This is a genomic window from Mesorhizobium sp. ISC25 (assembly GCF_042295465.1).
In the GTDB taxonomy this organism is placed as follows: Bacteria; Pseudomonadota; Alphaproteobacteria; order Rhizobiales; family Rhizobiaceae; genus Mesorhizobium.
The window spans coordinates 2,491,053-2,513,368 of record NZ_CP135441.1; the positions used below are offsets into that span (position 1 = coordinate 2,491,053).

The 22,316-nt window shown below is 60.4% G+C and carries 24 protein-coding genes and 1 pseudogene; 18 read left to right on the forward strand and 7 right to left on the reverse strand.

What is annotated here, in order from left to right:
• Positions 1–143: 143 nt before the first annotated feature.
• From ccoN to ccoS, 8 genes are all read left to right on the forward strand, one after another.
• On the forward strand, positions 144–1,754 hold the full coding sequence (ccoN, locus tag RQ479_RS12570; RefSeq protein WP_292656583.1) for a cytochrome-c oxidase, cbb3-type subunit I: 1,611 nt from the start codon (positions 144–146) through the stop codon (positions 1,752–1,754).
• Positions 1,755–1,765: 11 nt separating this feature from the next.
• On the forward strand, positions 1,766–2,497 hold the full coding sequence (gene ccoO / locus RQ479_RS12575; RefSeq protein ID WP_352464066.1) for a cytochrome-c oxidase, cbb3-type subunit II: 732 nt from the start codon (positions 1,766–1,768) through the stop codon (positions 2,495–2,497).
• Between the two features lie 11 nt (positions 2,498–2,508).
• Positions 2,509–2,658, forward strand: a complete 150-nt coding sequence (locus RQ479_RS12580; RefSeq protein ID WP_292656579.1) for a cbb3-type cytochrome c oxidase subunit 3 — start codon at positions 2,509–2,511, stop codon at positions 2,656–2,658.
• Positions 2,659–2,660: 2 nt separating this feature from the next.
• Positions 2,661–3,524, forward strand: coding sequence for a cytochrome-c oxidase, cbb3-type subunit III (ccoP, locus tag RQ479_RS12585; protein ID WP_376705309.1), 864 nt, complete (start codon positions 2,661–2,663; stop codon positions 3,522–3,524).
• 221 nt (positions 3,525–3,745) lie between these two features.
• Positions 3,746–5,305 (forward strand): cytochrome c oxidase accessory protein CcoG, encoded by a 1,560-nt coding sequence (ccoG, locus tag RQ479_RS12590; RefSeq protein WP_376705310.1) that lies wholly within the window; start codon positions 3,746–3,748, stop codon positions 5,303–5,305.
• Entirely contained in the window at positions 5,302–5,799 is a 498-nt protein-coding gene (locus tag RQ479_RS12595; RefSeq protein ID WP_376705311.1) for a FixH family protein, read from the forward strand. The genes ccoG and RQ479_RS12595 overlap by 4 nt, the downstream gene beginning before the upstream one ends.
• Complete coding sequence (locus tag RQ479_RS12600; protein WP_376705312.1) at positions 5,796–8,078, forward strand: copper-translocating P-type ATPase; 2,283 nt, start codon at positions 5,796–5,798, stop codon at positions 8,076–8,078. Before RQ479_RS12595 ends, RQ479_RS12600 begins: the two co-directional genes overlap by 4 nt.
• The gene (gene ccoS / locus RQ479_RS12605) at positions 8,075–8,230 is read left to right on the forward strand and encodes a cbb3-type cytochrome oxidase assembly protein CcoS (protein ID WP_292656569.1); all 156 of its coding nucleotides are present in this window, start codon (positions 8,075–8,077) and stop codon (positions 8,228–8,230) included. Before RQ479_RS12600 ends, ccoS begins: the two co-directional genes overlap by 4 nt.
• A 219-nt stretch (positions 8,231–8,449) precedes the next feature.
• Here the strand turns inward: ccoS and RQ479_RS12610 are convergent, their stop codons facing one another.
• From RQ479_RS12610 to RQ479_RS12620, 3 genes are all read right to left on the reverse strand, one after another.
• On the reverse strand, positions 8,450–8,719 hold the full coding sequence (locus RQ479_RS12610) for a DUF6455 family protein (RefSeq protein WP_292656670.1): 270 nt from the start codon (positions 8,717–8,719) through the stop codon (positions 8,450–8,452).
• A 134-nt stretch (positions 8,720–8,853) separates the two neighbouring features.
• Positions 8,854–9,666 (reverse strand): universal stress protein, encoded by an 813-nt coding sequence (locus RQ479_RS12615; protein WP_376705313.1) that lies wholly within the window; start codon positions 9,664–9,666, stop codon positions 8,854–8,856.
• Positions 9,667–9,768: 102 nt separating this feature from the next.
• On the reverse strand, positions 9,769–10,761 hold the full coding sequence (locus tag RQ479_RS12620; protein WP_376705314.1) for an IS481 family transposase: 993 nt from the start codon (positions 10,759–10,761) through the stop codon (positions 9,769–9,771).
• A 229-nt stretch (positions 10,762–10,990) separates the two neighbouring features.
• Here RQ479_RS12620 and RQ479_RS12625 point away from each other — a divergent pair, with 229 nt between their 5' ends.
• The 10 genes from RQ479_RS12625 (at position 10,991) to RQ479_RS12670 (ending at position 18,521) form a co-directional block, all read left to right on the forward strand.
• Positions 10,991–12,478, forward strand: a complete 1,488-nt coding sequence (locus RQ479_RS12625; RefSeq protein ID WP_376705922.1) for a PAS domain S-box protein — start codon at positions 10,991–10,993, stop codon at positions 12,476–12,478.
• Complete coding sequence (gene fixJ, locus RQ479_RS12630) at positions 12,468–13,082, forward strand: response regulator FixJ (protein WP_376705315.1); 615 nt, start codon at positions 12,468–12,470, stop codon at positions 13,080–13,082. The genes RQ479_RS12625 and fixJ overlap by 11 nt, the downstream gene beginning before the upstream one ends.
• 495 nt (positions 13,083–13,577) lie before the next feature.
• Positions 13,578–14,024 (forward strand): pyridoxamine 5'-phosphate oxidase family protein, encoded by a 447-nt coding sequence (locus RQ479_RS12635; RefSeq protein WP_376705316.1) that lies wholly within the window; start codon positions 13,578–13,580, stop codon positions 14,022–14,024.
• A 162-nt stretch (positions 14,025–14,186) separates the two neighbouring features.
• On the forward strand, positions 14,187–14,636 hold the full coding sequence (gene trxC, locus RQ479_RS12640; protein WP_376705317.1) for a thioredoxin TrxC: 450 nt from the start codon (positions 14,187–14,189) through the stop codon (positions 14,634–14,636).
• Positions 14,637–14,648: 12 nt separating this feature from the next.
• Entirely contained in the window at positions 14,649–15,905 is a 1,257-nt protein-coding gene (locus RQ479_RS12645; protein WP_376705318.1) for an MgtC/SapB family protein, read from the forward strand.
• Between the two features lie 154 nt (positions 15,906–16,059).
• A complete protein-coding gene (locus RQ479_RS12650) occupies positions 16,060–16,650 on the forward strand; it encodes an NAD(P)H-dependent oxidoreductase (RefSeq protein ID WP_376705319.1) in 591 nt (196 codons plus the stop codon).
• Positions 16,651–16,835: 185 nt separating this feature from the next.
• Positions 16,836–17,384: an MFS transporter gene (locus tag RQ479_RS12655; protein WP_376705320.1), complete on the forward strand. Its 549-nt coding sequence runs from the start codon at positions 16,836–16,838 to the stop codon at positions 17,382–17,384.
• 22 nt (positions 17,385–17,406) lie between these two features.
• Entirely contained in the window at positions 17,407–17,733 is a 327-nt protein-coding gene (locus tag RQ479_RS12660) for a hypothetical protein (RefSeq protein ID WP_376705321.1), read from the forward strand.
• 97 nt (positions 17,734–17,830) lie between these two features.
• The gene (locus RQ479_RS12665; protein WP_376705322.1) at positions 17,831–18,013 is read left to right on the forward strand and encodes a hypothetical protein; all 183 of its coding nucleotides are present in this window, start codon (positions 17,831–17,833) and stop codon (positions 18,011–18,013) included.
• Positions 18,014–18,074: 61 nt separating this feature from the next.
• Complete coding sequence (locus RQ479_RS12670; RefSeq protein ID WP_376705323.1) at positions 18,075–18,521, forward strand: pyridoxamine 5'-phosphate oxidase family protein; 447 nt, start codon at positions 18,075–18,077, stop codon at positions 18,519–18,521.
• 258 nt (positions 18,522–18,779) lie between these two features.
• On the opposite strand, the gene RQ479_RS12675 is transcribed toward RQ479_RS12670, so the two are convergent.
• The 4 genes and pseudogenes from RQ479_RS12675 to RQ479_RS12690 form a co-directional block, all read right to left on the reverse strand.
• Positions 18,780–19,127, reverse strand: a complete 348-nt coding sequence (locus RQ479_RS12675; RefSeq protein ID WP_376705324.1) for a hypothetical protein — start codon at positions 19,125–19,127, stop codon at positions 18,780–18,782.
• A 2-nt stretch (positions 19,128–19,129) separates the two neighbouring features.
• Positions 19,130–19,708, reverse strand: coding sequence for a hypothetical protein (locus tag RQ479_RS12680; protein ID WP_376705325.1), 579 nt, complete (start codon positions 19,706–19,708; stop codon positions 19,130–19,132).
• A 346-nt stretch (positions 19,709–20,054) separates the two neighbouring features.
• Entirely contained in the window at positions 20,055–21,416 is a 1,362-nt protein-coding gene (locus RQ479_RS12685) for a glucoamylase family protein (protein WP_376705326.1), read from the reverse strand.
• 23 nt (positions 21,417–21,439) lie between these two features.
• Positions 21,440–22,082 (reverse strand): annotated as a pseudogene (locus RQ479_RS12690) (CBS domain-containing protein).
• Positions 22,083–22,316 lie beyond the last annotated feature (234 nt).

The following is a 22,316-nucleotide window of genomic DNA, read 5'->3' on the forward strand; positions in this document are numbered from 1 at the left end:
TCCCGATCGTTTGCGAGATCAACGCTGCCCAATCCAAAAGCAAATGGCTTTGACATGGATCAAGGCGGCGATGGGGAGACTGCTGAATTGGTGTTCACGCGGATTGGCGTCCGCGCATCGGAATCCGACCTCGGGGACATGTCATGAAGTTCGGCACAGAAATCGTCGCTTTGGGCCTTTTCGCCTTTGTCGCGCTGGTGGCTGCCGGCTTTGGTGTGGACGAACCTTTTCGGCAGCACATGTGGGTGCTGCTCATCGTGCTGCTTGGCTTTATCACCATCCTTCTTCGCAACACGAGCTTCGCAGCGCCCGCGGCAATCGATCCGTCCGCCTATATGGATGGGCCGATCCGCTACGGTGCCATCGCCACTATGTTCTGGGGCGTGGTGGGAATGCTGGTCGGCGTGGTCATCGCGCTGCAGCTTGCCTACCCGGATCTTAACATCGAGCCCTGGTTCAACTTCGGCCGCTTACGGCCTTTGCATACTTCCGGCGTGGTCTTTGCCTTCGGCGGCAATGCGCTCATTTGCACGTCGCTTTATGTCGTGCAGCGGACCTGTCGTGCCCGGCTGTTCGGCGGCGATCTCGCCTGGTTCGTATTCTGGGGCTATCAGCTGTTCATCGTCATGGCTGCAACCGGCTACCTGCTCGGCATCACCGAGAGCCGCGAATACGCCGAGCCCGAATGGTATGTGGACCTGTGGCTGACCATTGTGTGGGTCGCCTACCTCGTCCTGTTCCTCGGCACCATCCTGAAGCGCAGGGAACCGCACATCTACGTCGCCAACTGGTTCTATCTGTCCTTCATCGTGACGATCGCGATGCTGCATGTGATCAATAACTTATCGATGCCCGTCTCGTTCGTGGGTTCAAAGAGCTATTCAGCTTTTTCCGGCGTCCAGGATGCCTTGACGCAGTGGTGGTACGGCCACAATGCCGTCGGCTTCTTCCTCACCGCCGGCTTCCTCGGCATGATGTATTATTTCGTGCCCAAGCAGGCCAACCGACCTGTCTATTCCTACCGGCTGTCGATCATCCACTTCTGGGCTTTGATCTTTCTCTATATCTGGGCCGGTCCGCACCACCTCCACTACACCGCTCTGCCTGACTGGGCCCAGACGCTCGGCATGGTGTTCTCGATCATGCTCTGGATGCCCTCGTGGGGCGGCATGATAAACGGCCTGATGACGCTCTCGGGCGCCTGGGACAAGCTGCGCACCGACCCGATCATCCGCATGATGGTCATGGCCATCGCCTTCTACGGGATGTCGACCTTCGAAGGCCCGATGATGTCAATCAAGGCCGTCAACTCGCTCTCGCACTACACCGACTGGACCATCGGTCACGTTCATTCGGGCGCGCTCGGATGGGTTGGCATGATCTCGTTCGGCGCGATCTATTTTATGGTCCCGAAGTTATGGAACCGCGACCGGCTTTATTCGCTGCGGCTCGTCAACTGGCACTTCTGGCTGGCGACGCTTGGGATCGTCGTTTACGCCGCGGTGATGTGGGTCTCCGGCGTCATGCAGGGCCTGATGTGGCGCGAATACGACGAGCAGGGCTTCCTGGTCTACTCCTTCGCCGAGACCGTCGCAGCCATGCATCCCTATTATGTCATGCGCGCTCTGGGCGGGGCGATGTATCTCGCCGGAATGCTGATCATGGCGTGGAACATCGCGATGACGATCCTCGGCTACCAGCGCGAGGAGCAACCGATGCCGGATCCTGTTCCCGCCCTGCAGCCTGCCGAATAAGGAGCCAGAAAATGGGCTTGATGGACAAACATGCCGTGATCGAGAAGAACGCCACGCTTCTTCTCGTGGGCTCCCTTCTGGTGGTGACGGTCGGCGGCATAGTCGAGATCGCGCCGCTCTTCTATCTCGACAATACGATCGAGAAAGTCGAAGGCATGCGGCCCTATTCGCCGCTCGAGCTCGCCGGCCGCAACATCTATGTGCGCGAGGGCTGCTACCTCTGCCATAGCCAGATGATCAGGCCCTTCCGCGACGAAGTCGAGCGCTATGGGCATTACAGCCTGGCGGCCGAGTCGATGTACGACCACCCGTTCCAGTGGGGATCGAAACGCACCGGACCGGACCTCGCGCGGGTGGGCGACCGGTATTCGAATGGATGGCACGTCCAGCATCTTACCGACCCGCGCTCTGTGGTGCCGGAATCGATCATGCCAAGCTACGCATTCCTGAAAAATACACCGATCGAGGTGAAGGACTTCTCGACACATCTTATCGCCAACAAGCGTGTCGGCGTCCCCTACTCCGATGACATGATTGCTAATGCCAATGCCGATCTCATGGCACAAGCGGATGCCAACGTCGACACGTCCGGCCTCGAAGCACGCTATCCGAAGGCCAAGCTCGGTGATTTCGACGGTAATCCGCAGCAGGTCACCGAAATGGATGCCCTTGTCGCTTACCTCCAGATGCTCGGCACGCTGGTCGACTTCAAAAACTATGACGAGGCCGCCGGCTACCGCTGAGGAAGATATCGATGAATTACAATCTGATGCGGGAATTTGCCGACAGCTGGGGCCTGCTCGCCATGGCGCTTTTCTTCGTAGGATGCATTGCCTTCGCGCTTCGCCCCGGCGGCCGCAGGCAAGCTGACGAAGCCGCCCGGATACCTCTCAAGGACGATTGACAATGAGCAACGAGCATATCGATGAAGTCTCGGGCATTTCAACCACCGGCCATGAGTGGGATGGCATCCGCGAGCTCAACAATCCGCTTCCGCGCTGGTGGATCACGACCTTTTACATCACCATCCTCTGGGCAATCGGCTATACCATCGCCTATCCGGCATGGCCGATGCTGAGCTCCGCGACCAAAGGCGTAATCGGCTATTCGAGCCGAAATGATGTGAAGAACGAGCTCGCCGCAGCCGAAATCGCCAAGGGCAAGTATGTAGCGGCTGTACAGTCGAAAACTGTCGTGGAAATTGCCGCCGACGATGCGCTGCGCGAATTCGCGGGTGCCGCCGGCGGCGCCGCGTTCAAGGTCAATTGCGTGCAGTGCCACGGCTCCGGCGCCCAAGGGTCCAGCGGCTTTCCCAATCTCAACGACGACGATTGGCTGTGGGGCGGAAGTGCCGAGCAGATCCAGCAGACGATCACACACGGCATCCGTTTTTCATCGGACCCGGACACACGCCTATCCGAAATGCCGGCCTTTGGCGACATTATCACAGCTGACCAGATCAGGAAGGTCAGCGCCTATGTCGCCAGCCTGTCGGGACCTGTTCAAGACGAAAGTCTGGTCGAGCCGGGTGCCAAGGTCTTCGCGGAGAATTGCGTGGCGTGTCATGGCGAAAATGCAAAAGGCAACAAGGAGTTTGGCGCGCCTGACTTGACCGATGCCATCTGGCTTTACGGATCCGGGGAAGCATCGATCGCTGCCCAGGTTCGCGCGCCCAGACAGGGCGTGATGCCAGCCTGGGGCGGACGTCTTGGCGACACCAAAGTCAAGGAGCTCGCCGTCTACATCCATTCGCTTGGCGGTGGGGAATAGAGGGGGGGTTCTATTTCCCGGCCCTCCGCCGGCTAAGCGACGGGGGCCCGGCTTGCGCCGGGCCTCGATCGTATTTGCGGCATCGGCGATTGACTTGCATCAACGCGGCGCGGCCCATCATGCGGCAAAGCTTGGCTAGCAAGCTGCGTTCCGGACGTCTTCCACATCAGAGATGTCCGGTTGCACGGCAAAAATGATCGGCTGCGCGACTGGAGATATTCGTGCTGGACAACATTCAGGTAGAGCGACTTGAGGCCGAGGCGGTCAACTCGGCCAAAACGCGTCAGCCGCTCTATGCCGCACGCAAGAAGATCTTCCCGAAGCGCGCTTCAGGCAGCTTTCGTCGCTTCAAGTGGCTGGTGATGGCAATCACGCTGGGCATTTACTACCTGACGCCTTGGCTGCGTTGGGATCGGGGGCCGTTTGCCCCCGACCAGGCTGTGCTGATCGATCTCGCCAATCGCCGCTTTTACTTCTTTTTCATCGAGATTTGGCCGCAGGAATTCTACTATGTTGCCGGCCTGCTGGTCATGGCCGGCATCGGCCTTTTCCTGGTCACTTCCACGGTCGGCCGGGCCTGGTGCGGCTATACCTGCCCACAGACCGTATGGGTCGACCTGTTTCTGGTTGTCGAACGTGCGATCGAGGGCGACCGCAACGCGCGCATGAAACTCGATGCCGGGCCCTGGGCCGCACGCAAGCTTGTGCTGCGTGTATCCAAACACGCTATCTGGCTGGTCATAGGCGCAGCAACGGGGGGTGCCTGGATCTTCTATTTTGCCAATGCGCCAACTTTAATTCGAGAGGTCTTCACCGGGACCGCAGCGCCCATCGCCTACATCACCATCGCGGTGCTGACGGCGACCACCTACACGTTCGGCGGACTGATGCGCGAGCAGGTCTGCACCTATATGTGCCCATGGCCGCGCATCCAGGCGGCCATGCTCGACGAGAATTCGCTCACCGTAACGTACAATGATTGGCGCGGCGAGCCGCGTTCGCGCCACGCCAAGAAGGTGCTTGCCGCGGGGCAGCCGGTTGGAGACTGCGTCGATTGCAATGCCTGTGTCGCCGTCTGCCCGATGGGGATCGACATTCGCGACGGCCAGCAGCTCGAATGCATCACGTGCGCGCTCTGCATCGACGCTTGCGACGGCGTCATGGACAAGCTCGGCAAGGAGCGGGGACTGATCTCCTATGCGACGCTGTCCGATTACAACGCCAACATGGCGGTAGCCACCGCAGGCGGCTCTTGCTCGGTGAACCCGTCGCTCGTGCGGACCGACGGCGGCGTTTTCTCCGATAGGTTGGCCCATTTCCATCTCCGCAAGATCTTCAGGCCACGAACCTTCGTCTATATGGGCGCGTGGTCGGCGATCGGCCTTGCCCTGCTCTATTCGCTGCTGACGCGCGACCGGCTCGAGGTCAGCGTTCTGCACGACCGCAATCCGCAGTTCGTGACGCTGTCCGATGGATCGATTCGCAATGGTTACACCGTCAAGCTGCTCAACATGATCCCCGAGCCAAGGACGATTGTCGTCACCATGCAGGGCTTACAAGGCGCCGAAATGAACGTCGTCGGGATCGACCTGCCTGGAGATCGCTCATTTGCCATCGCCGTCGAACCAGACCGGCTGAAGATGCTGAAGGTTTTCGTCCGCCAGCCGGCTGAACAGCTCAAGGGGCAAGCGCAGACATTCAAGTTCCGGGTTGAAGACAAGGCAAGTTTCGAAGTCGATGAATACACGGCCACGTTCAACGCACCGGAGATCCTTAGATGAGCGTCAATGTGCGAAGGCCCCGCGAATTTACCGGAAGGCATATGCTGCTTACCATTCTCGGCTTTTTCGGCGTGGTTGTTGGCGTGAATGTGACCATGGCGACGCTGGCCAGCACGAGCTGGACCGGTCTTGTCGTTGAAAACACCTATGTGGCGAGCCAGCAGTTCAACAAGAAGGCCGAGGAGGGGCGCGCGCAGGCCGCACTCGGCTGGACCAGCAAACTCACCATCGCATGGGGCGAGGTCCGCTACAGCCTCAGCGATGCCGCCGGCAAGCCCATTCCCCTGCATTCTGTGAAGGTTCTGTTTCGCCACCCCGCTTACGAGGCGGAGGACAAGTCCCTCACTCTGGCCTCAACTACAGGCCAGGAATTTGCGGTGCAGCACACGCCGAGAGATGGCGTCTGGATCGTAGAAGTCGATGCCGATGCTGGTCTCGCCGAACCCTATCGCGATGTCCGTCGGATCATGATTTCCCAAGGAGCGCTGCAATGAGCTGCTGCGCGCCGGGCGCTGAAATGGCGCTGGCTCTCGATAGGGTCACACCCGTCTTGCCGTCGAACCAGGAAGTCAAATTGGCGAGCCGCTCGCTTGGCGATGATCTTCACCAGACCGATCTCTCAGTGCCGACTGTTCACTGCGGCGCCTGCATACAGACGATCGAGACAGCACTCGAAAAGCTCGATCGCCTCGAAGACGCAAGGGTCAACTTGTCGACGAAACGGGTTTCGATCCGATGGCGTGGGAATGAGGCACCGCCATTCGTCGCAGCGCTTGAGCGGCTGGGCTACCCAGCGCATCTTTTCGAGCCCGAGGCTGATGAAAAAGACAAGACGCTTTCGGAACTGATTCGCGCCGTCGCGGTTGCCGGCTTTGCGGCGGGCAACATCATGCTGCTTTCGGTCTCGGTCTGGTCCGGCGCTGAAGGTGCGACCCGCGACCTGTTCCATTGGATCTCGGCGCTGATTGCCATCCCTGCCCTCGCCTTCGCCGGCGGCATTTACTTCCGCTCGGCATGGAACGCGTTGCGCCACGGCCGCATGAACATGGATGTGCCGATTGCTGTTGGGGTCTCACTCGCCTACGCGATGAGCCTCTACGAAACCATCAACCATGGCGACCACGCTTACTTCGACGCATCGGTATCGCTGCTGTTCTTCCTGCTGATCGGCCGCACGCTTGATCACGTGATGCGGGAGCGTGCCCGAACCGCGGTGAACGGCCTGTCACGGCTCGCGGCGCGTGGCGCCATGGTGATGCGTGATGATGGCACGCGCGACTACCGGCCGGTTGGCGAGATAGAACCCGGCATGCAGTTGCTGGTCGCGGCGGGTGAGCGGATTCCGGTCGACGGCAAGATTATGCGAGGCTCCTCGGATCTCGACTGTTCGCTGGTTTCCGGTGAGAGCGTTCCCAGAACCGTGGCGTCAGGAGAAGCCGTACAGGCAGGCATTCTCAATCTCACGGGCCCACTGACGGTCGAGGCGACAGCCGCCGCAAAAGACTCTTTCCTGGCAGAGATGGTCCGATTAATGGAAGCGGCCGAGGGCGGTCGCGCGCATTATCGCCGGATCGCCGATCGCGTTTCGGCGCTCTATGCGCCGGTGGTCCATCTGACCGCCTTCGTGACGTTCCTCGGCTGGATGGTGGCCATCGGCGACTGGCACCGGGCAATGACGATCGCCATCGCCGTCCTCATTATCACATGTCCCTGTGCGCTCGGACTCGCCGTGCCGATCGTGCAGGTTGTCGCCGCGCGGCGTCTGTTCGAAGCTGGCGTCATGGTCAAGGACGGTTCCGCCATGGAGCGCTTGGCGGCGATCGACGTCGCGGTGTTCGACAAGACCGGCACGCTTACGCTCGGTGAGCCCCGGCTCGTCAATGCATCGTCGATCGATCCGACCATGCTGGCAATCGCAGCCGATATGGCCGCGCATTCCCGTCACCCGCTTTCAAAGGCCATTGCCAATTTTGCAGGTTTCGCGGGCCAGCCGGAGCTCGAGGCTGTCAGCGAGCACCCCGGATTCGGCATCGAAGCCACTGCCGCGGGCAGCACCTGGCGGCTGGGTAGGCGCGGATGGGCCGGGTGGAAGGCCCGAACCGGGGGCGAAAGCAGATATGGCGGAACGGTTCTGACGAAAGATGGGATCATTGTGGCTTCCTTCGTCTTCGAGGACGCGTTGCGTGCAGACGCCAGAGCGGCCATCGAGCAATTAAACAACGCGAGGGTTTCCGCGCAAATGCTGTCGGGCGACACCGCCGCTGTCTGCGACGAGGTCGCGGCGGCGTTGGGCATCCATCACTTTGTTCCGGCGCTGCTTCCTTCGGGCAAGGTAGAACTTATCGAAACGCTGGCGAAGGACGGCCACAAGGTGCTGATGGTTGGCGACGGCCTCAACGACACCCCTGCGCTAAGCGCGGCACACGTCTCGATAGCTCCAGCCACGGCCGCCGATGTCGGCCGCAAGGCAGCGGACTTCGTGTTCCTGCGCGAAAGCCTTTCGGCCGTACCCCTTGCCCTCGACGTCTCGCGCAAGGCCGGACGACTGATCCGGCAAAACATCGCCATCGCGATTATCTACAATGCCGTCGCCGTGCCGATCGCCATTTCGGGGAACGTCACACCGTTGATCGCCGCAATCGCCATGTCCGCCTCGTCGCTGCTTGTCATCGGAAATGCATTGCGCCTGGCGTCCTTTGCGACGAACGCACCGGAGACGGTGGGCAGGCGCGGCAACCGGTCCGCCATCGGCGCACTGGCGCGATCGTCATGACGACGCTCGTCTATCTGATACCTGTGGCCCTGTTCCTCGGTGCTCTTGGGCTATCTGGGTTTCTGTGGGCTTTGAGGAGCGGGCAATACGAGGACCTCGACGGAGCCGCGGAGCGCATCCTCATCGACCGAGATGACAGACCTGAAAGCTGACTGGCTCCGCGGTGCCGACATGATGGCGATGCCGCCGGCACTACCCGTTGAAACTGATGAAGATCAGGGCGCGGATGAGGGCTTGAAGAGGTGATCCTGGGCGCATCGCTGGCCGAGCTGCCGTGAGTGACAGTCTCTTATGGTCTCGTCTTGGTTGACCGCCATGAGGCGGCCAGCGCGACGTTAGTGACGCAAACTGCCATTTGGCCGGAGACGCTCCTATCGCTGACCGGCCGCATGCTGCAGCCGCGCGATCAGGTCGCGATTGCGGCAATAGTCTGGCGGATCGTCGGCTTGCTGCTGCTCGTCGAGCCAGGTCGAGCATTCGTCCTGGTGTCCGCAGGCGCGGCAGCGGTCCACCGCCCGATTGGTGACGGCTATATTGTCTGGAACGATCTTCAATTGTTTGTCGACGCCCAGCTTCCGCATCATGCGGCCCATCAAGGCTGTCCTGGCGTCAACTGAGATCAGGTAGTCGAGAAAAGTCATGTCGGTCACTCCCGTTTCCCGCCATATCATTGTCATCTCGGCGACCGCTGCATTGATCTCGGTCAACGGGCTGTCTGCGGACGATGACCCTCGCGTGAATGCCGCAACTGGCGGACTTGCGATGCGGCCGGGGGTCAATACGACATGAGTCGGTTGATGCTGCTTTCTTCGATCAACGTGCGCGTGACTCCACCGAATGCCCATTCGCGCAGGCGGCTGTGGCCATATGCGCCGGAAACGATCAGATCGGCGTTGATTGAGCTCGCAAATGCCAACAGATGCTCACCGTCAGCGTCGCCGCGGATGAACTCGGTCCGCGCCATGATGCCGTGATGCTCAAGAAAGACTGCGACATCTGCGAGGCTGTCACGGATGCCGTCGTCGCGCTCGCTGTCGATTGTGGCGATGACGACGTCGGTGGCCTTGGCCAAGAAGGGCAATGCGTCGGTCAGCGCCCGTCGCGCCTCCCTGGTGTCCTTCCAGGCGACCAGCACGGTATTTGCCATGACATGTTCGATATGGCTTGCAGCGGCGAGTACTGGCCGGCCTGTGCCGAGTACAAGGCTACCGATATCGACGGTGCGATAGACATTTTCTCCTTTGTCGCCGCCGGTCACGATGAGGTCGGCCGCACGGGCCGAAACGCTGAGGAAGCGCGTGGGGCTGCAGACGGTTTGACCCCATTCGCTTGAGATCGAGGCAGGAACCAGCCTCTCGAAGTCGGCGCGCAGTTCGGCGAGCCGTTTTTCGATTTCCGTTCGCTGGATCTGCATGATCTCGCCTTCGTAGACCATACCGTCGCCAGTCGCGACCAGAGGCGGGACATCCGCAGCCGCGAGGCCGATAAGGTGAGCGCCGAAGTTTTCAGCAAGTTCAACCCCGAGGCTCACCATGGCCGCAGGAGGTGCATCGATGGCGAGGTTCACCGCAATTGATTTGTAGGACACTGGAGGCGCCTTTCGCTGGAGCAGTTGAACGCAGCATGGGGTGCATTGGCCTGCGGCGCCTTGATGCGCGTCAAAGTGCATTAGCAACCGGCTTGATCGTGACTATTTGTTTAGTCCCGGCATTTGCTGGAGCGGATTAAATTTGAAGCGTTCGGGCTGTGCGGCCCAAACCTTGCAGATGAACTCATAGGGTGTGAGGCCTTTGAGGGTCTTGAGCCTGCGGCCGAAATTGTAGGCCGAGATGAAGTCGGCAAGGTGCTGGCCGAGCTGGCCGTGGCTCTCATAGTAGAAGCGTCTGACGGTTGCATCCTTGATAGTCCTGTTCATTCTCTCGACTTGGCCGTTGGTCCACGGATGCCTGACCTTGGTCGTGCGGTGCTCGATGTCGTTCCTGGCGCAGGCGTATTCGAAGGCGTGAGCGCGGAAGATCTCGCCATTGGCGATTGCCTCCTTGATCAGCGGCACCGCCGAGCCACCGGCACCAGGGGTGGTGAACTGGATGCCGTTGTCGGTAAGCACGGTATGGATCTTGTAGGGGACGGCCGCGATCAGCCGCAGTAGAAAGTCTCTCGATACAGCGGTGGGGGCCTTCTCATGCAACTCGACGAAGGCGAACTTCGAGGTGCGGTCGATGGCGACAAACATGTGCAGCTTGCCCTGCTCGGTCCTGACCTCGGCAATGTCGATGTGGAAGTAGCCGATCGGGTAGCTCTTAAATTTCCTCTTCGTCGGTTTGTCGCCCTCGACATCCGGCAGCCGGCCGATGCCATGGCGTTGCAGGCAGCGATGCAATGAAGACCGCGTCAGGTGCGGAATGGTCGCCTGAAGCGCATAGAGGCAGTCGTCGAGCGGCAGCAGCGTATAGCGGCGGAAAGCGACAATGACCGCCTCCTCCTCAATCGAGAGCACCGTCGATCTCGGTTCCTTCGGACCAGTCGGCAGATCGGCGACCGAAGCGCGCCTCTTCCACTTCGCGACCGTCTTTTGGTTGATCCCGTAGCGCCTGGCCAGCGTCCTCAGGCTCTCTTGACTATGCTGTATCGCTCGACGGACCGCCTCTGTCGTTGTGGCGCTCCCATGCAGAACCTGGCCCATAGCGCATCCTTTGATTCGGAAGATAAGGATGCCCCATCAAAGTCCGGGATCAAACAACTATTTGGCATCATGGTTTTGCGTGTGCAGAAAGAGCGATGAATGATAACTAGACTGCGTTGCGGGTTCCCTGATCAAAGGACTTGATTTGGACGACAGACAAACACGTGACTTGTCGACCGACGTTCGCGGCCAGGGGCAGACCACGGCCGAACACGTCCGGCTGGCCCAGATGTTCGAGCAAGCCCCCGGTTTCATGACATTGATGCGTGAGCCGGGTCATGTCTATGAGTTGACCAACGCCGCCTATCAGCGCCTGATCGGCCAAAGGCAAGTGATAGGAAAGTCGGTACGCGAGGCCCTGCCCGAGCTCGAAGGTCAAGGTTTCTACGAACTGCTGGACCAGGTGTGCGAAACGGGCGAACCCTACAGGGGTCAGGGCGTGAAGGTCGCCCTTCGCAACAGCCATGACGAGCCGGTCGAAGAGCGCATCCTCGATTTCGTCTATCAGCCCATCAAGGCCGACGACGGTCGCGTCGCGGCTATTTTCGTCGAAGGCACCGATGTTAGCGAGCTCTCCTTTGCGAACGCCGCCCTCCGCTTGCGCGAAGATCATTTGCGTTCGATCCTGGCAACGGTGCCCGATGCAATGGTCGTCATCGACGAACAGGGCCGTATTCAATCCTTCAGCACGGCTGCCGAAACGCTGTTCGGCTACCAGTCGAGCGAGGTGCTCGGACAAAATGTCAGTCTGCTGATGCCGTCGCCCTATCGCGAAGAGCATGACGCTTATCTCCACCGCTATCTGACGACCGGTGAACGCCGCATCATCGGGCTCGGCCGCACCGTCACTGGAATGCGTAAGGATGGCTCAACCTTTCCGATGGAACTTGCCGTCGGTGAAATGCATCCTGGGACCGGCCGCTTCTTTACCGGCTTCTGCCGGGATCTGACCGAACGCTACAGAGCGGAAGCAAGAATACAGGAGCAGCAGCAGGAGCTTCTACACATGGCGCGGTTTACCGCGCTGGGCGAAATGGCTTCGACATTGGCGCATGAGATCAACCAGCCTCTCACGGCAATCACGAACTACCTCAAAGGCAGCCGCCGGCTTCTCGAAAAAAGCACGGAAGAGAACGCGCCGATGTTGAGGGAGGCCGTGGAAAAGGCAGCGGAACAGGCCTTGAGGGCCGGAGACGTCATTCGCCACCTTCGGGACTTCGTCGCAAGAGGCGAGAGCGAGCGCCAGGTCGAACGCCTGCCCACACTGATCGAGGAAGCCTCGTCCCTGGCCCTGGTCGGTGCAAGAGAAGTAGACGTGCGCGTCAGCTACAAGCTTGATCCCGCCGCCGAACTGGTCTTGACCGACCGCATCCAAATTCAGCAGGTTCTGCTCAACTTGATGCGCAACGCGATAGAAGCCATGCAAGGCGTGCCACGCCGCGAGTTGCAAGTCATGACCGTGGCCCGTGACGACGGCATGGCAGAGGTAAGCGTGATCGACACAGGCACTGGTCTCGCGCCGGAAGTCTCCGCACAGCTTTTCCAGCCATTTGTCACCACCAAGAAACAGGGCATGGGCGTCGGCCTCTCTATTTGCCGTACAATCGTTGAGTCGCATGGTGGCCACATCTGGGCCGAGGCAATACCGACTGGAGGAACCGCGTTCCGGTTCACCTTGCGCATCGTGGAGAAGGAAGAGGTCGCCAATGACCGGTAACCATCTTGTGCACGTGGTCGACGACGACGTCGACGTTCGCAAATCGCTTGGTTTTCTCTTGGCGACGGCTGATTTCGCCGTGCGCCTGTACGAATCGGCGACAGCTTTTCTGGCTATGGCCACGAGCCATCTCGACGGCTGCATTGTGACAGACGTGCGCATGCCGGGCGTTGACGGCATCGAGTTCCTGCGACAGCTCCGGAGCCGCGGGCATACGCTTCCGGTCATCGTCATGACGGGTCATGCCGATGTGGCCCTCGCTGTTCAGGCGATGAAGGAAGGTGCCGCCGACTTCATCGAAAAACCGTTTGACGACGAGGTGCTGATCGAAGCGATCCGCTCCGCATTGGACAGTCGCAATCGGACGGAGGCGACACACCCACAAAGCGCGGAAATCCGCGGTCGTCTGGCGGCCCTGTCGGAGCGGGAGCGACAAGTGCTGGACGGCCTTGTGTCCGGCCTGCCCAATAAGACGATTGCCTATGACCTCGGCATCAGCCCGCGCACGGTCGAGATCCATCGCGCCAATGTCATGAGCAAGATGGCCGCGAGCAGTCTGTCGCATCTCGTGCGCATGGCGTTGGTTGTGGAATCCAAACGTTAAAGCGAGTCGCGGAGAGAGTTCCCGTCGTTTAGCGGAACCCTATCCGGCACCCAGTCTCGCCAGTGGGTCGGGTGAACGTCGATGCGTGCGCGGGTGGCGGCGTTCTTCCAGCCTTCTCGCTCCTTTATGCAAGGAAAGATAAGCGCATGTTCGCCATCCTCATCGAGGACGGCGAGTTCCAGCTCACGATCGAACGGAGCGCTTGAGATCGGCTTCCACATCATCCCCTATGATGGGTGGGAGCAGCAGGCCCCGCCTTGATCTGGATCATTTTCCGAATCCCCACTCCGGTATGGACGCTGACACTGACATGGGGCGCCATGCGAGTCACCGGCGGGCCAGCCATGGTTGTCGATTCATCTGTCGGCCGACCGACTCCTTGATCGTGATCAATGACCTCCCTGGCGGCAGGGCTACGATCCGCGATGCCGGATCTCAGAGTCGATGGAGCACCGGCGACACCGTGCTGTCACGAAAAAACAGGAGATCGCGCCGATGCTGATCCGCACGCTTTCTGCTTTGGAATGTACAAAATTGCTGACGGCCAACCGGGTCGGCCACTTGGCATGCGCCAAGGATGGACAGCCCTACGTCGTGCCATTTTACTATGCCCACGCCGACAATCACCTCTATGCATTTTCCATGCCGGGCAAAAAGGTCGACTGGATGCGTGCCAATCCGCTGGTGTGCGTCCAGGTCGACGAACGCGGCCAAGGGCGGGCATGGAGAAGCCTGGTTGTCGATGGTGTCTATGAAGAACTGCCTGACCGGATCGGCTACAAGGTTCAGCGCGACCATGCGTGGTCGGTGTTGAGCAAGCACATCGACTGGTGGGAGCCTGGCGCTCTGAAGCCGGTTACGCCTCCTGTTTCGGACAGCACTCCGCATGTTTTCTTCAGAATCATTATCAAGCAGGCGTCGGGTCGGGAAGCAAAGGAATAGCGTGCTTTCCCGTCCGAACACCGCGGGCGCACAGCCGCCGTGGATTGTGCCGGGCAATCCGTTTTCACGCTAAAATCGTCCATCGCGCAAAAAAACATTGGAAGTCCCCGCCAGCTTGGGGATAGGCATTCTCTAGCGCATGTATACCAGTGGTGAAGGGCGATGGCGCAGGAAAATCTGGTGGTGTGCAGCAAATGCGGCGGAATCAATCGACTGCCGCCAGCGCGCGATGCCAAAAACGCAAAATGCGGAAAGTGCGGGAAAAAGCTGTTCTCAGGCCACCCCGAGGACGTCGATGCACGAACCTTCGATCGTCAGGTCAAGCGAGGCACCCTTCCCGTTGTCGTGGATGTCTGGGCGCCATGGTGCGGGCCCTGCAAGATGATGGCGCCCGCATATGAAGCCGCAGCAAACGAACTGGAACCGCATGTTCGGCTGATCAAGCTTAACTCCGATAATGAGCAGGCCGTTTCAGCCAGGCTCGGCATTCGCGGCATCCCGACCATGATCCTGTTCCATGGCGGACATGAGATTGCGCGCACATCCGGCGCAATGACGGCGGGGCAGATCGTCAGGTGGATCCGCGACCACCTGCCTATGGCCGGCGCCTGAAGTCTTCAAATCGTGGATCCGCTCATCGCCCGGCTCGGACTTGCACTGACCATAGGCCTGCTCGTCGGACTGGAGCGTGGCTGGCGAGAGCGGGACGCGCCCGATCGCAGCCGGACGGCCGGAATTCGAACCTACGGCATATCCGGTCTGCTCGGCGGTATTCTCGCAGCTCTGGCCGATGCTCTCGACGCAGTGTCCGTGCTAGTCGGTGCTTTCATCGCCTTTGCGGCAATCTTCGCCTGGTACAAGGCGCGTGAGGCAGCCCATGATAAGGATTTCAGTGTCACGGCGGTAATAGCAGCCCTTTGCGTATTCGCGCTCGGTGCATTGTCCGTCGCTGGCGATTACCGCGCCGCTTCTGCAGGAGGAGCAGCACTCGCGGCCATCCTTGCCAGTCGGGAAGTCCTGCACGGCCTCCTGAAGCGGCTGACCTGGATCGAGCTTCGTTCCGCGCTGATCCTGGCTGTGATGAGCGCGATCGTCCTGCCCTTGCTGCCAAACCGGACGATGGACCCATGGGGCGGTTTCAATCCGTGGGAAGTCTGGTTCCTGACGGTACTGATGGCGTCGATATCGTTCGCCGGCTATGTCGCCGTTCGCGTCCTGGGGACCACCCGCGGGCTGCTCGTCAGCTCGCTCGCCGGCGCGATCGTCTCTTCCACCGCCGTAACCGTGGCGCTGGCCCGCAACGCCGTGTCGACAAGCAATCCTCTGCCGCTCGCTGGCGCGGCGTCGCTGGCCGCAATGGTTTCTTTGCTACGCGTCTGCGCCGTGGTTCTGATCGTTGAGCCAAGCGTGTTCCCTTCGGTCGGCATTCCCGCAATTGTCGCGGCGCTCTCCTTCGCTGTTTGCGGAGCATTGCTGCTGGCTCGGGACAGCGGGGATCGCAAGGGTGCCGCCGTCGCGCGCAATCCCTTCGACCTAGGCCCGTTGCTGCTCTTCGCCCTGCTGTTTGCGATCGTCGCGACCGCGAGCGCTGCATTGGCTGCTCAATTCGGCGGACGCGGCTTGCTGGCGAGTTCGGCGCTTGCGGGCACATTCGATGTCGATGTCTCGGTGCTCAGTGCCTTGCGCCTGGTCAAGCATTCGGTCCCTGTCGAGACCATTGGCCAGGCGGTGCTCGCGGCGCTGGCAGCAAACGCGATCTGCCGCCTGTCGCTGGCCGCATTTGCCGGCCCGATCAGGTTCTGGTTGCCGCTCGCAGGTGCAACCCTCGTCGCCGCAATAGCCGGCTACGGCACGATGTTGCCGCCCTCGACCTTCTGGTAGCGCCGAGAACCGGCCTCTTTGATGCCGATCAAGGGCCAAGCCGGACAGCCGTTTTATGAAACTCCGCGAAGGAGTACGCCATGATCAGCTTGAAGGGTCACGCCCCGAAATTACGGCACGTCCGGTTGCTGCCAAGCCGCCTCGGAGGTAACCCATGCCGCGGCGCATCTTGATTGTTCTCGGCCATCCCGATCCGTCGCCAGACCGGCTTTGCCGTAATCTCGCCAGGGCCTATGGCGAAAGTGCAGAACTGGCGGGGCATATCGTCCGCCGGGTCGACCTCGCGGCACTCGATTTTCCAATGCTTCGGACGGTGCAGGAGTTCGAGCACGGCGCGATTCCCTACAGCCTAAAGGATGCCGCTGAAGCGATAGTCTGGGCGGAACACATTGTGTTTGTCTTTCCGCTGTGGCTCGGGACCGTGCCGGCTCTGCTCAAGGCTTTTCTGGAACAGGTGATGCGGCCCGGAACTGCCTTTACCTACCCGAACAAGGGTGGCGGCTTGCCCAGGAAACTGCTCCGCGGCCGCTCCGCTCGAGTCGTGGTCACGATGGGCATGCCGGCCGTTCTTTACCGGCTATGGTTCCTCAGTCACGGCATTGCCGGCATGCGGCGGAGCATTCTGCGTTTCGCCGGCGTGAGCCCGGTGCGCGAAACCTTGTTCGGCATGGTCGCGGATGCCACCGATACGACGCGGGCGAAATGGTTCGAACAAATGCGCAGGCTCGGTGAGCGGGCGCTTTAGCACGATCGTCTTCAACCGGAACAGCAAAACTCCCCTTTCGCACGAATGCAAAGGTGGGCGACCGTGAGAATTGGCACGGCTTTGCGAAGTGCCGGTCAGCAAAGGCTCGCCCGCCGACGTCGCAATGGGCCCTGAGCGCACTGCTCGCCTCGGCCTTTGTCGTTGCGCTCGGCTACGGAATCGTCTTGCCGGTCCTGCCGATGATGGTCGAGCGGCTTGCCGGTGCGACAGATCAGACATTCAATGCGCGGCAGATTGGCTTTCTGACTGCTGCCTATGTCGCCGCGCCGGTGGGCGCCGCTTTCCTCTCGGGGAAGTGGTCTTATTTGATCGGGCGCAGATCTGTCCTTGTCGTCGGTCTGATCGGCTTTGCCATCACCTTGGCCGCTTCTGCGCTGGCCCCAAGTCTGCCCGTTCTTCATGTCGGTCGGATATTGAATGGCGGCTTCGCGGCTGCCGTGGGGCCAACGGCTCTTGCGTTCATTGCCGATACCCAAGGCGGGGACGATCGCCGCACGAGGGCGTTCGGCCGGATGAGCATGGCATCGATCGCAGGCTTCGTGGTCGGGCCCACACTTGGCGGGCTCGCGGTGGGACTGAAGCTTGATTTGGGCGTCGCGGCTGTCCCGCCACAGACCGTTCCCTTCCTTCTAGCGTCCGGCCTCGCTGTAGCGGCAGCGCTTGGTGTGTGGTCTGTGCTGCCTGGAAACCTGCTGCCCGGCCCCCGGTGTTGAGGCGAGCAAACCCGGGTCATCAATGTTCGCACCCGGAGAGTTACGGCTGCTCGCTCTTGCCGCCGTGGCTGCGGCAGGGCTTGGCGCATTCGAGGTCGCGCTCACCCTGCGAAACGCCGAACTCGCAATGGGTCCCGCCGCGCTCGGCCTCATGTTCGCAACATGTAGCGTTGTCATGTTCGCGGTCCAGGGACTTGTCTTCTCGCCGCTCGTCAACCCGGCAGCGGCGAGGCTGCTTGTGGCTCCTGCCTTCCTGGTGATGGCGATGGGTCTGGCAGTTGTGCCGATACTTGCCGGGCTCACGGAAATGCTGTTGCGGTTTCCGTTGTTTCGGCTTCGGCCGGCGTGATCAGCCCGCTGCCCGCCTACTGGGTGTCGCGCATCAGTGCACGACGCCAAGGTATGGAACTCGGCATCGAGTCGGCAGCGGTCAGCCTCGGGCGTTGGTGGGCTCCGCGGCCGCCGGCCTGCTGTTCGGGTTCCCCGGGCTGGAAGGCGCCGCCTTCTTCGCCGCTGCCGCAGCAATGGGCCTCGCCGCGATTGCAAGCCTGAAGCTGCCGCTGCCATTGGCGCGCGCACATTCCGAGGCGCGGTCGAGCCCTGCCGACCAAGCGGACGCAGCAGTTTGATCCACGTCATTGCGAGTGCGGCTGCCAAGATGTGAAATACAAAAAACAGGAGATCGCATCGATGCTGATCCGCACACTTTCCAGTTTGGAATGTACGAAGTTGCTGGCGGCCAATCGTATCGGCCACTTGGCATGCGCGAAGGACGGACAGCCCTACGTCGTGTGTTTCAACTACGCCTACGCTGACACTCACCTCTACGCATTTTCCTTGCTAGGCAAGAAGATCGAATGGATGAGAGCCAATCCCTTGGTGTGCGTCCAGGTAGAGGAACACGGCCAAGGACGCGGATGGAGAAGCGTCATTGTCGACGGCCGCTTTGAAGAACTGAGTGACCGGACCGGCCATGAGTTTCAACGCGGTCATGCATGGTCAGTGTTGAGCAAGCACGCGGACTGGTGGGAGCCTGGTGCCCTCAAGCCGATCACACCTCCCATGTCAGACAGCACGCCGCACGTCTTCTTTCGGATTCTCGTAGAAGAAATTTCGGGCCGGGAGGCAATAGAATAGGCTGTTTCCATCGTTCGATGCGTACGCCGAACCGCGAGTGGCGGGCCTGGCAGTCGATTGCGCCAGCCCGATGGTTTTCCATTTTTCGGCTTAAATCAACCCGCCATCAGCATCGGCAGTAGTTGATCCTCAAGCATTGTAGCCGTCGAACCGGCGTTTTGATGCGCATCAAATCGGTTTGAGGACGAGGCTCTGAATCGGGCTCGGCCCGCTTTTGACGGACCAAGCCCCGCTCGCCCAATTCAGCGAGTTTCTCTCCTACCTGCCCTGGATCAGGTCCATTACAGGCGGGAAGGTCAGCAATACACCCACCGCCAACAAGGCGAAGGATACAGAAAGGACCTTTGTCATTTCCACGTTCTTTGGGGCCCATCTGCGCGAAAGGATAAACCAGGCAACCAACCAGACGATGACTGCGCTGGTCGAGACGCCGGACAAGGCGCCGGTTGGTGTGTAAAACGTGAAAAAGTGGTTGAGTGATGTAAAGGCATCGCCGGCCAAGGCGAATATTCCCATAGCGGCAGATCCAATTCCAGCGGCCAGGATGGCGGCCGCGCCGGGACCGTTGGGAATCTCGTCAGGCCTGATAGGCTTGATAGTGGCCATGACTATTCGCCCTCCTGTTCACCGGCGATGATTTCAATCATCGCGCCACCACGAACCGGAGCGTACTTGTTGAGAAACGCTCCAAAAGCGCCCGCCACCCCAGTCGCCACGAAGGCAACAACCGCGAAGCCGATGACGGCCGTGCGGATTTCCTTCTGCCTGGCCAAAGCCGGTCCGTATTTGGCGAAGACATAGGCGACCATCGTCATGGCAATTGGCGCAAGCCAGGCCACGTGTTCCTTCCACTCCATGCCCAGGCTATGCCATGCCGATGTCTTTGGGTTGGAGGTCAGCAGGAATTTTGGATAGTCGGCCAGGTCGGTGACCCCTGGGGGCACCGCTGCTCGATACCATGGATATACGATGTAAGCACCCGACAGCACCGCACCCCAGGCGAGAATGACCATTACCGAAAGATAAAGCAAAAGCAGATTATGTTCTCTGGCGCTTGGGATGGATGGAGCGCCAGGCGCAGACATTCGATAAAGTTCGGCAAGCGCCCCCGAAAACGCCAGCATAAATAGCGCCCCAAATCCCATGCCGTGGAATACTGTCATAAGATCGCGAAAAGAGATTTCCATGACGTGATCTCCTACGTTACCAAGCTTTAATCAAAGGCTGATGGGTGCGTTCCGCTTTGATCCGAATCAATTTTCGATATTCGACGACATTATTTTGCAGCTTTATTTGAACAAACTTACCACTGCCCTGCTTCGCAATCCAAGAGGCCTACGCGCAGCCCGTGGCCGTCGGTGCTGAAAGCGTGAGCATGGACTCTATTCCGCATCCGTCGAATGCGATTTCCCTCACCGGCATGCTGGCCGGGGGTAGCGTCGAATCGTTCGGGAACGCCCGTCCAAAGGAAAGGTCGTGACTACGACGCTCCCCTGTTTCACGGCTTTGTTGATTCCTCCGCGGCCAAGCCGATCAAGCAGTTGGCGTCGGGCCTGGTTCAAGCTCCCTCAACCAGCCGCCCTCGAACCCCGCCTGTTGCAGGCCGCTACGGATGTACCGGCACGAGCGCATCAGCCGCCACAAAAGGCCGCTGCGGTCGTTCTCGATCATCAGGACAACCGGGCCCTCGTTGAGGCCGAAGTGCCAAGGCGAAACCCACCATCCAAAGGCGCTGCCGGATGTCCCCGGATGCGTCGGGTTGAAGGCCGCCTTGAAGCCATAGGCATTGGCGGCCTTGAGCTTGGCCTGGTGGATGCAGAAACTGATCGCCGGCCGGACGATTTCAGGAGCAAACGGCAAGGATGCCGCGACAGCCCAAGGGGCGAGCGTGCCATCGTCGGGACCATAAGGGACACCGCGCCCGACATAGCCCTCGAACCGGCGTTCGATGCCGTTCAACTTGAGCGTGGAAGGACCAGGACCCTCGCTTGCGGTGATGCCCCAGCAGTGTTCGCCATAACCCTCGAATCCACGCGGATTGTCGACGGCATAACGCTGTTGGACGAAGGTGGCGCGTCGGCTGTTCTCGAAATAGTCGCTTCCCTTGCAGCGCATGAAGGCATCCTGCACGCCACGAAAATCGATCCACACGTGCGAGAGCTGGTGGATGAACAGCGGTCCGGCATAGAGGTAATCGTAGCCGTAACAGCTCTCCCATCGGAAGGTCGCGGTCCACGCAGTGTAGCTGCTCGGGGGCAAAGGGTGTGTCGGCGAACCTAGTCCCAGGACATAGAGCAAGAGCGCTTCGTCGTAGCCTTGCCAGCGATATTTCAGGAACCCGTGCTCAGGAGTCCAGCCATGGGTTACGGTGTCTCCCCCGTCCTGTGCCCAGCGCCAGTCGGCCCGGTGGTAGAGCGCTTCCGCTAAGCCGCGGATCTCGGCTTCGGCGTCGGTCTCTTCGTCGAAATACTGCCCTGCAGCCAGCGCGCCAGCCAGCAGCAACGTGCTGTCGATGGTCGACAACTCGCATTGCCAGGCGCGTCGGCCGGTCTGCATGTCCAGGAAGTGGTAGTAAAAGCCGCGATATCCGGTAGCATCCGGTTCCGGCCCCTGTGGGCTATTCCAGAAGAAGCGCAGCGTCGCCAAGGTCCGCTCGGCCGCCTCACTTCGCGTCATAAATCCGCGCTCGACACCCACTGGATAGCATGCCAGCGCAAGGCCGGTGGCCGCGATGCTTGCCGGCCAATTCGCCTCGGTCTTGTCCCGGATGAGACCGTTGGCGGGGTTCGCCTCATGGATGAAGTAATCGAATGTCTCCCGCTGCAGGGCCGCAAGATCGTCTTGCATGGCTGAGGTGTTCGCGACGCTGTTGGTCTCGGGAGAATGCGCTCGCATCGCTCTGCGTTCCCGTCTGCTGTTCACGGATGCGCCAGACACAGATGGTCGAACACACCTTTGACGCCCCTGACGCCTTCGGCAACCACGCGCACAGCATCCCGTTCACTCTGCGATCTGACCGCGCCCGAAAAATGCACCAGGCCATCGGTCACCGTAAGCGTTAACGCGTCTGCTTTGACCCCTGCGTCCTCTCGCAGCCGCGTAAGAATGCTGCGCCGGATCGCATCGTCACCTGCCGCCGTAGCGTCGTCGATCTTCGTCGCAACGACGACGCGCAGAAGATCGGCGCGGCTGACGACGCCGACCAGACGCTGTCCTCTCATCACCGGAATGCGCTTTATACCGTGCTCCTGCATCAGCGCAACAATTCACGCTATGGGGGTTTCCTCGTCCGTCACGATGACATCCGAGGTCATCAGATCCGCCACTTTCCAGCTGTTTCCCTTCATAGCTGCGCGGTGCACCTATCGGAAATGCTGGGGCACCCAGTTCTGACCTGCGCAGGAAATCACCCTCGCTCACAATTCCAGCCAGGCGGCCTTTGTCATCGACGACAGGCATGCCGCTGATACGATGTTCCAGCATGATCTTCGCGGCGTGTCTAACGCTGTGGTCAGGCGACACGGTAACAATGTTTGGACTCATTAGATCCTTTGCTTTCATCTGCCTCATCCTTGGCTCAGTTCAAGTGAACAGGCGCCCGAGCGCTATTCGGCGGCATCGTAGCGTAAATGCCGCCGACCCCCTTTGAGGCAAGTCAATGCCGGTTCCGAACCAACCGGTGCGGGCGGCGCGAAAGATCGTTCCCACAACATGTCGACTGCGGATACCGGAACACATGACCGCCCCCGACGCGGTTTTGATTTGTGTCAATGTCGCGCTCACCTCGACGGGTGA

Excerpts from the sequence above, each read along its gene's own strand:
- ccoN (WP_292656583.1), top strand. The coding sequence starts at position 144 with ATGAAGTTCGGCACAGAAATCGTCGCTTTGGGCCTTTTCGCCTTTGTC.
- ccoO (WP_352464066.1), top strand. The coding sequence starts at position 1,766 with ATGGGCTTGATGGACAAACATGCCGTGATCGAGAAGAACGCCACGCTT.
- RQ479_RS12580 (WP_292656579.1), top strand. The coding sequence starts at position 2,509 with ATGAATTACAATCTGATGCGGGAATTTGCCGACAGCTGGGGCCTGCTC.
- ccoP (WP_376705309.1), top strand. The coding sequence starts at position 2,661 with ATGAGCAACGAGCATATCGATGAAGTCTCGGGCATTTCAACCACCGGC.
- RQ479_RS12595 (WP_376705311.1), top strand. The coding sequence starts at position 5,302 with ATGAGCGTCAATGTGCGAAGGCCCCGCGAATTTACCGGAAGGCATATG.
- RQ479_RS12600 (WP_376705312.1), top strand. The coding sequence starts at position 5,796 with ATGAGCTGCTGCGCGCCGGGCGCTGAAATGGCGCTGGCTCTCGATAGG.
- ccoS (WP_292656569.1), top strand. The coding sequence starts at position 8,075 with ATGACGACGCTCGTCTATCTGATACCTGTGGCCCTGTTCCTCGGTGCT.
- RQ479_RS12610 (WP_292656670.1), bottom strand. The coding sequence starts at position 8,719 with ATGACTTTTCTCGACTACCTGATCTCAGTTGACGCCAGGACAGCCTTG.
- RQ479_RS12620 (WP_376705314.1), bottom strand. The coding sequence starts at position 10,761 with ATGGGCCAGGTTCTGCATGGGAGCGCCACAACGACAGAGGCGGTCCGT.
- RQ479_RS12625 (WP_376705922.1), top strand. The coding sequence starts at position 10,991 with ATGTTCGAGCAAGCCCCCGGTTTCATGACATTGATGCGTGAGCCGGGT.
- fixJ (WP_376705315.1), top strand. The coding sequence starts at position 12,468 with ATGACCGGTAACCATCTTGTGCACGTGGTCGACGACGACGTCGACGTT.
- RQ479_RS12635 (WP_376705316.1), top strand. The coding sequence starts at position 13,578 with ATGCTGATCCGCACGCTTTCTGCTTTGGAATGTACAAAATTGCTGACG.
- trxC (WP_376705317.1), top strand. The coding sequence starts at position 14,187 with ATGGCGCAGGAAAATCTGGTGGTGTGCAGCAAATGCGGCGGAATCAAT.
- RQ479_RS12650 (WP_376705319.1), top strand. The coding sequence starts at position 16,060 with ATGCCGCGGCGCATCTTGATTGTTCTCGGCCATCCCGATCCGTCGCCA.
- RQ479_RS12660 (WP_376705321.1), top strand. The coding sequence starts at position 17,407 with ATGTTCGCACCCGGAGAGTTACGGCTGCTCGCTCTTGCCGCCGTGGCT.
- RQ479_RS12670 (WP_376705323.1), top strand. The coding sequence starts at position 18,075 with ATGCTGATCCGCACACTTTCCAGTTTGGAATGTACGAAGTTGCTGGCG.
- RQ479_RS12675 (WP_376705324.1), bottom strand. The coding sequence starts at position 19,127 with ATGGCCACTATCAAGCCTATCAGGCCTGACGAGATTCCCAACGGTCCC.
- RQ479_RS12680 (WP_376705325.1), bottom strand. The coding sequence starts at position 19,708 with ATGGAAATCTCTTTTCGCGATCTTATGACAGTATTCCACGGCATGGGA.
- RQ479_RS12685 (WP_376705326.1), bottom strand. The coding sequence starts at position 21,416 with ATGCGAGCGCATTCTCCCGAGACCAACAGCGTCGCGAACACCTCAGCC.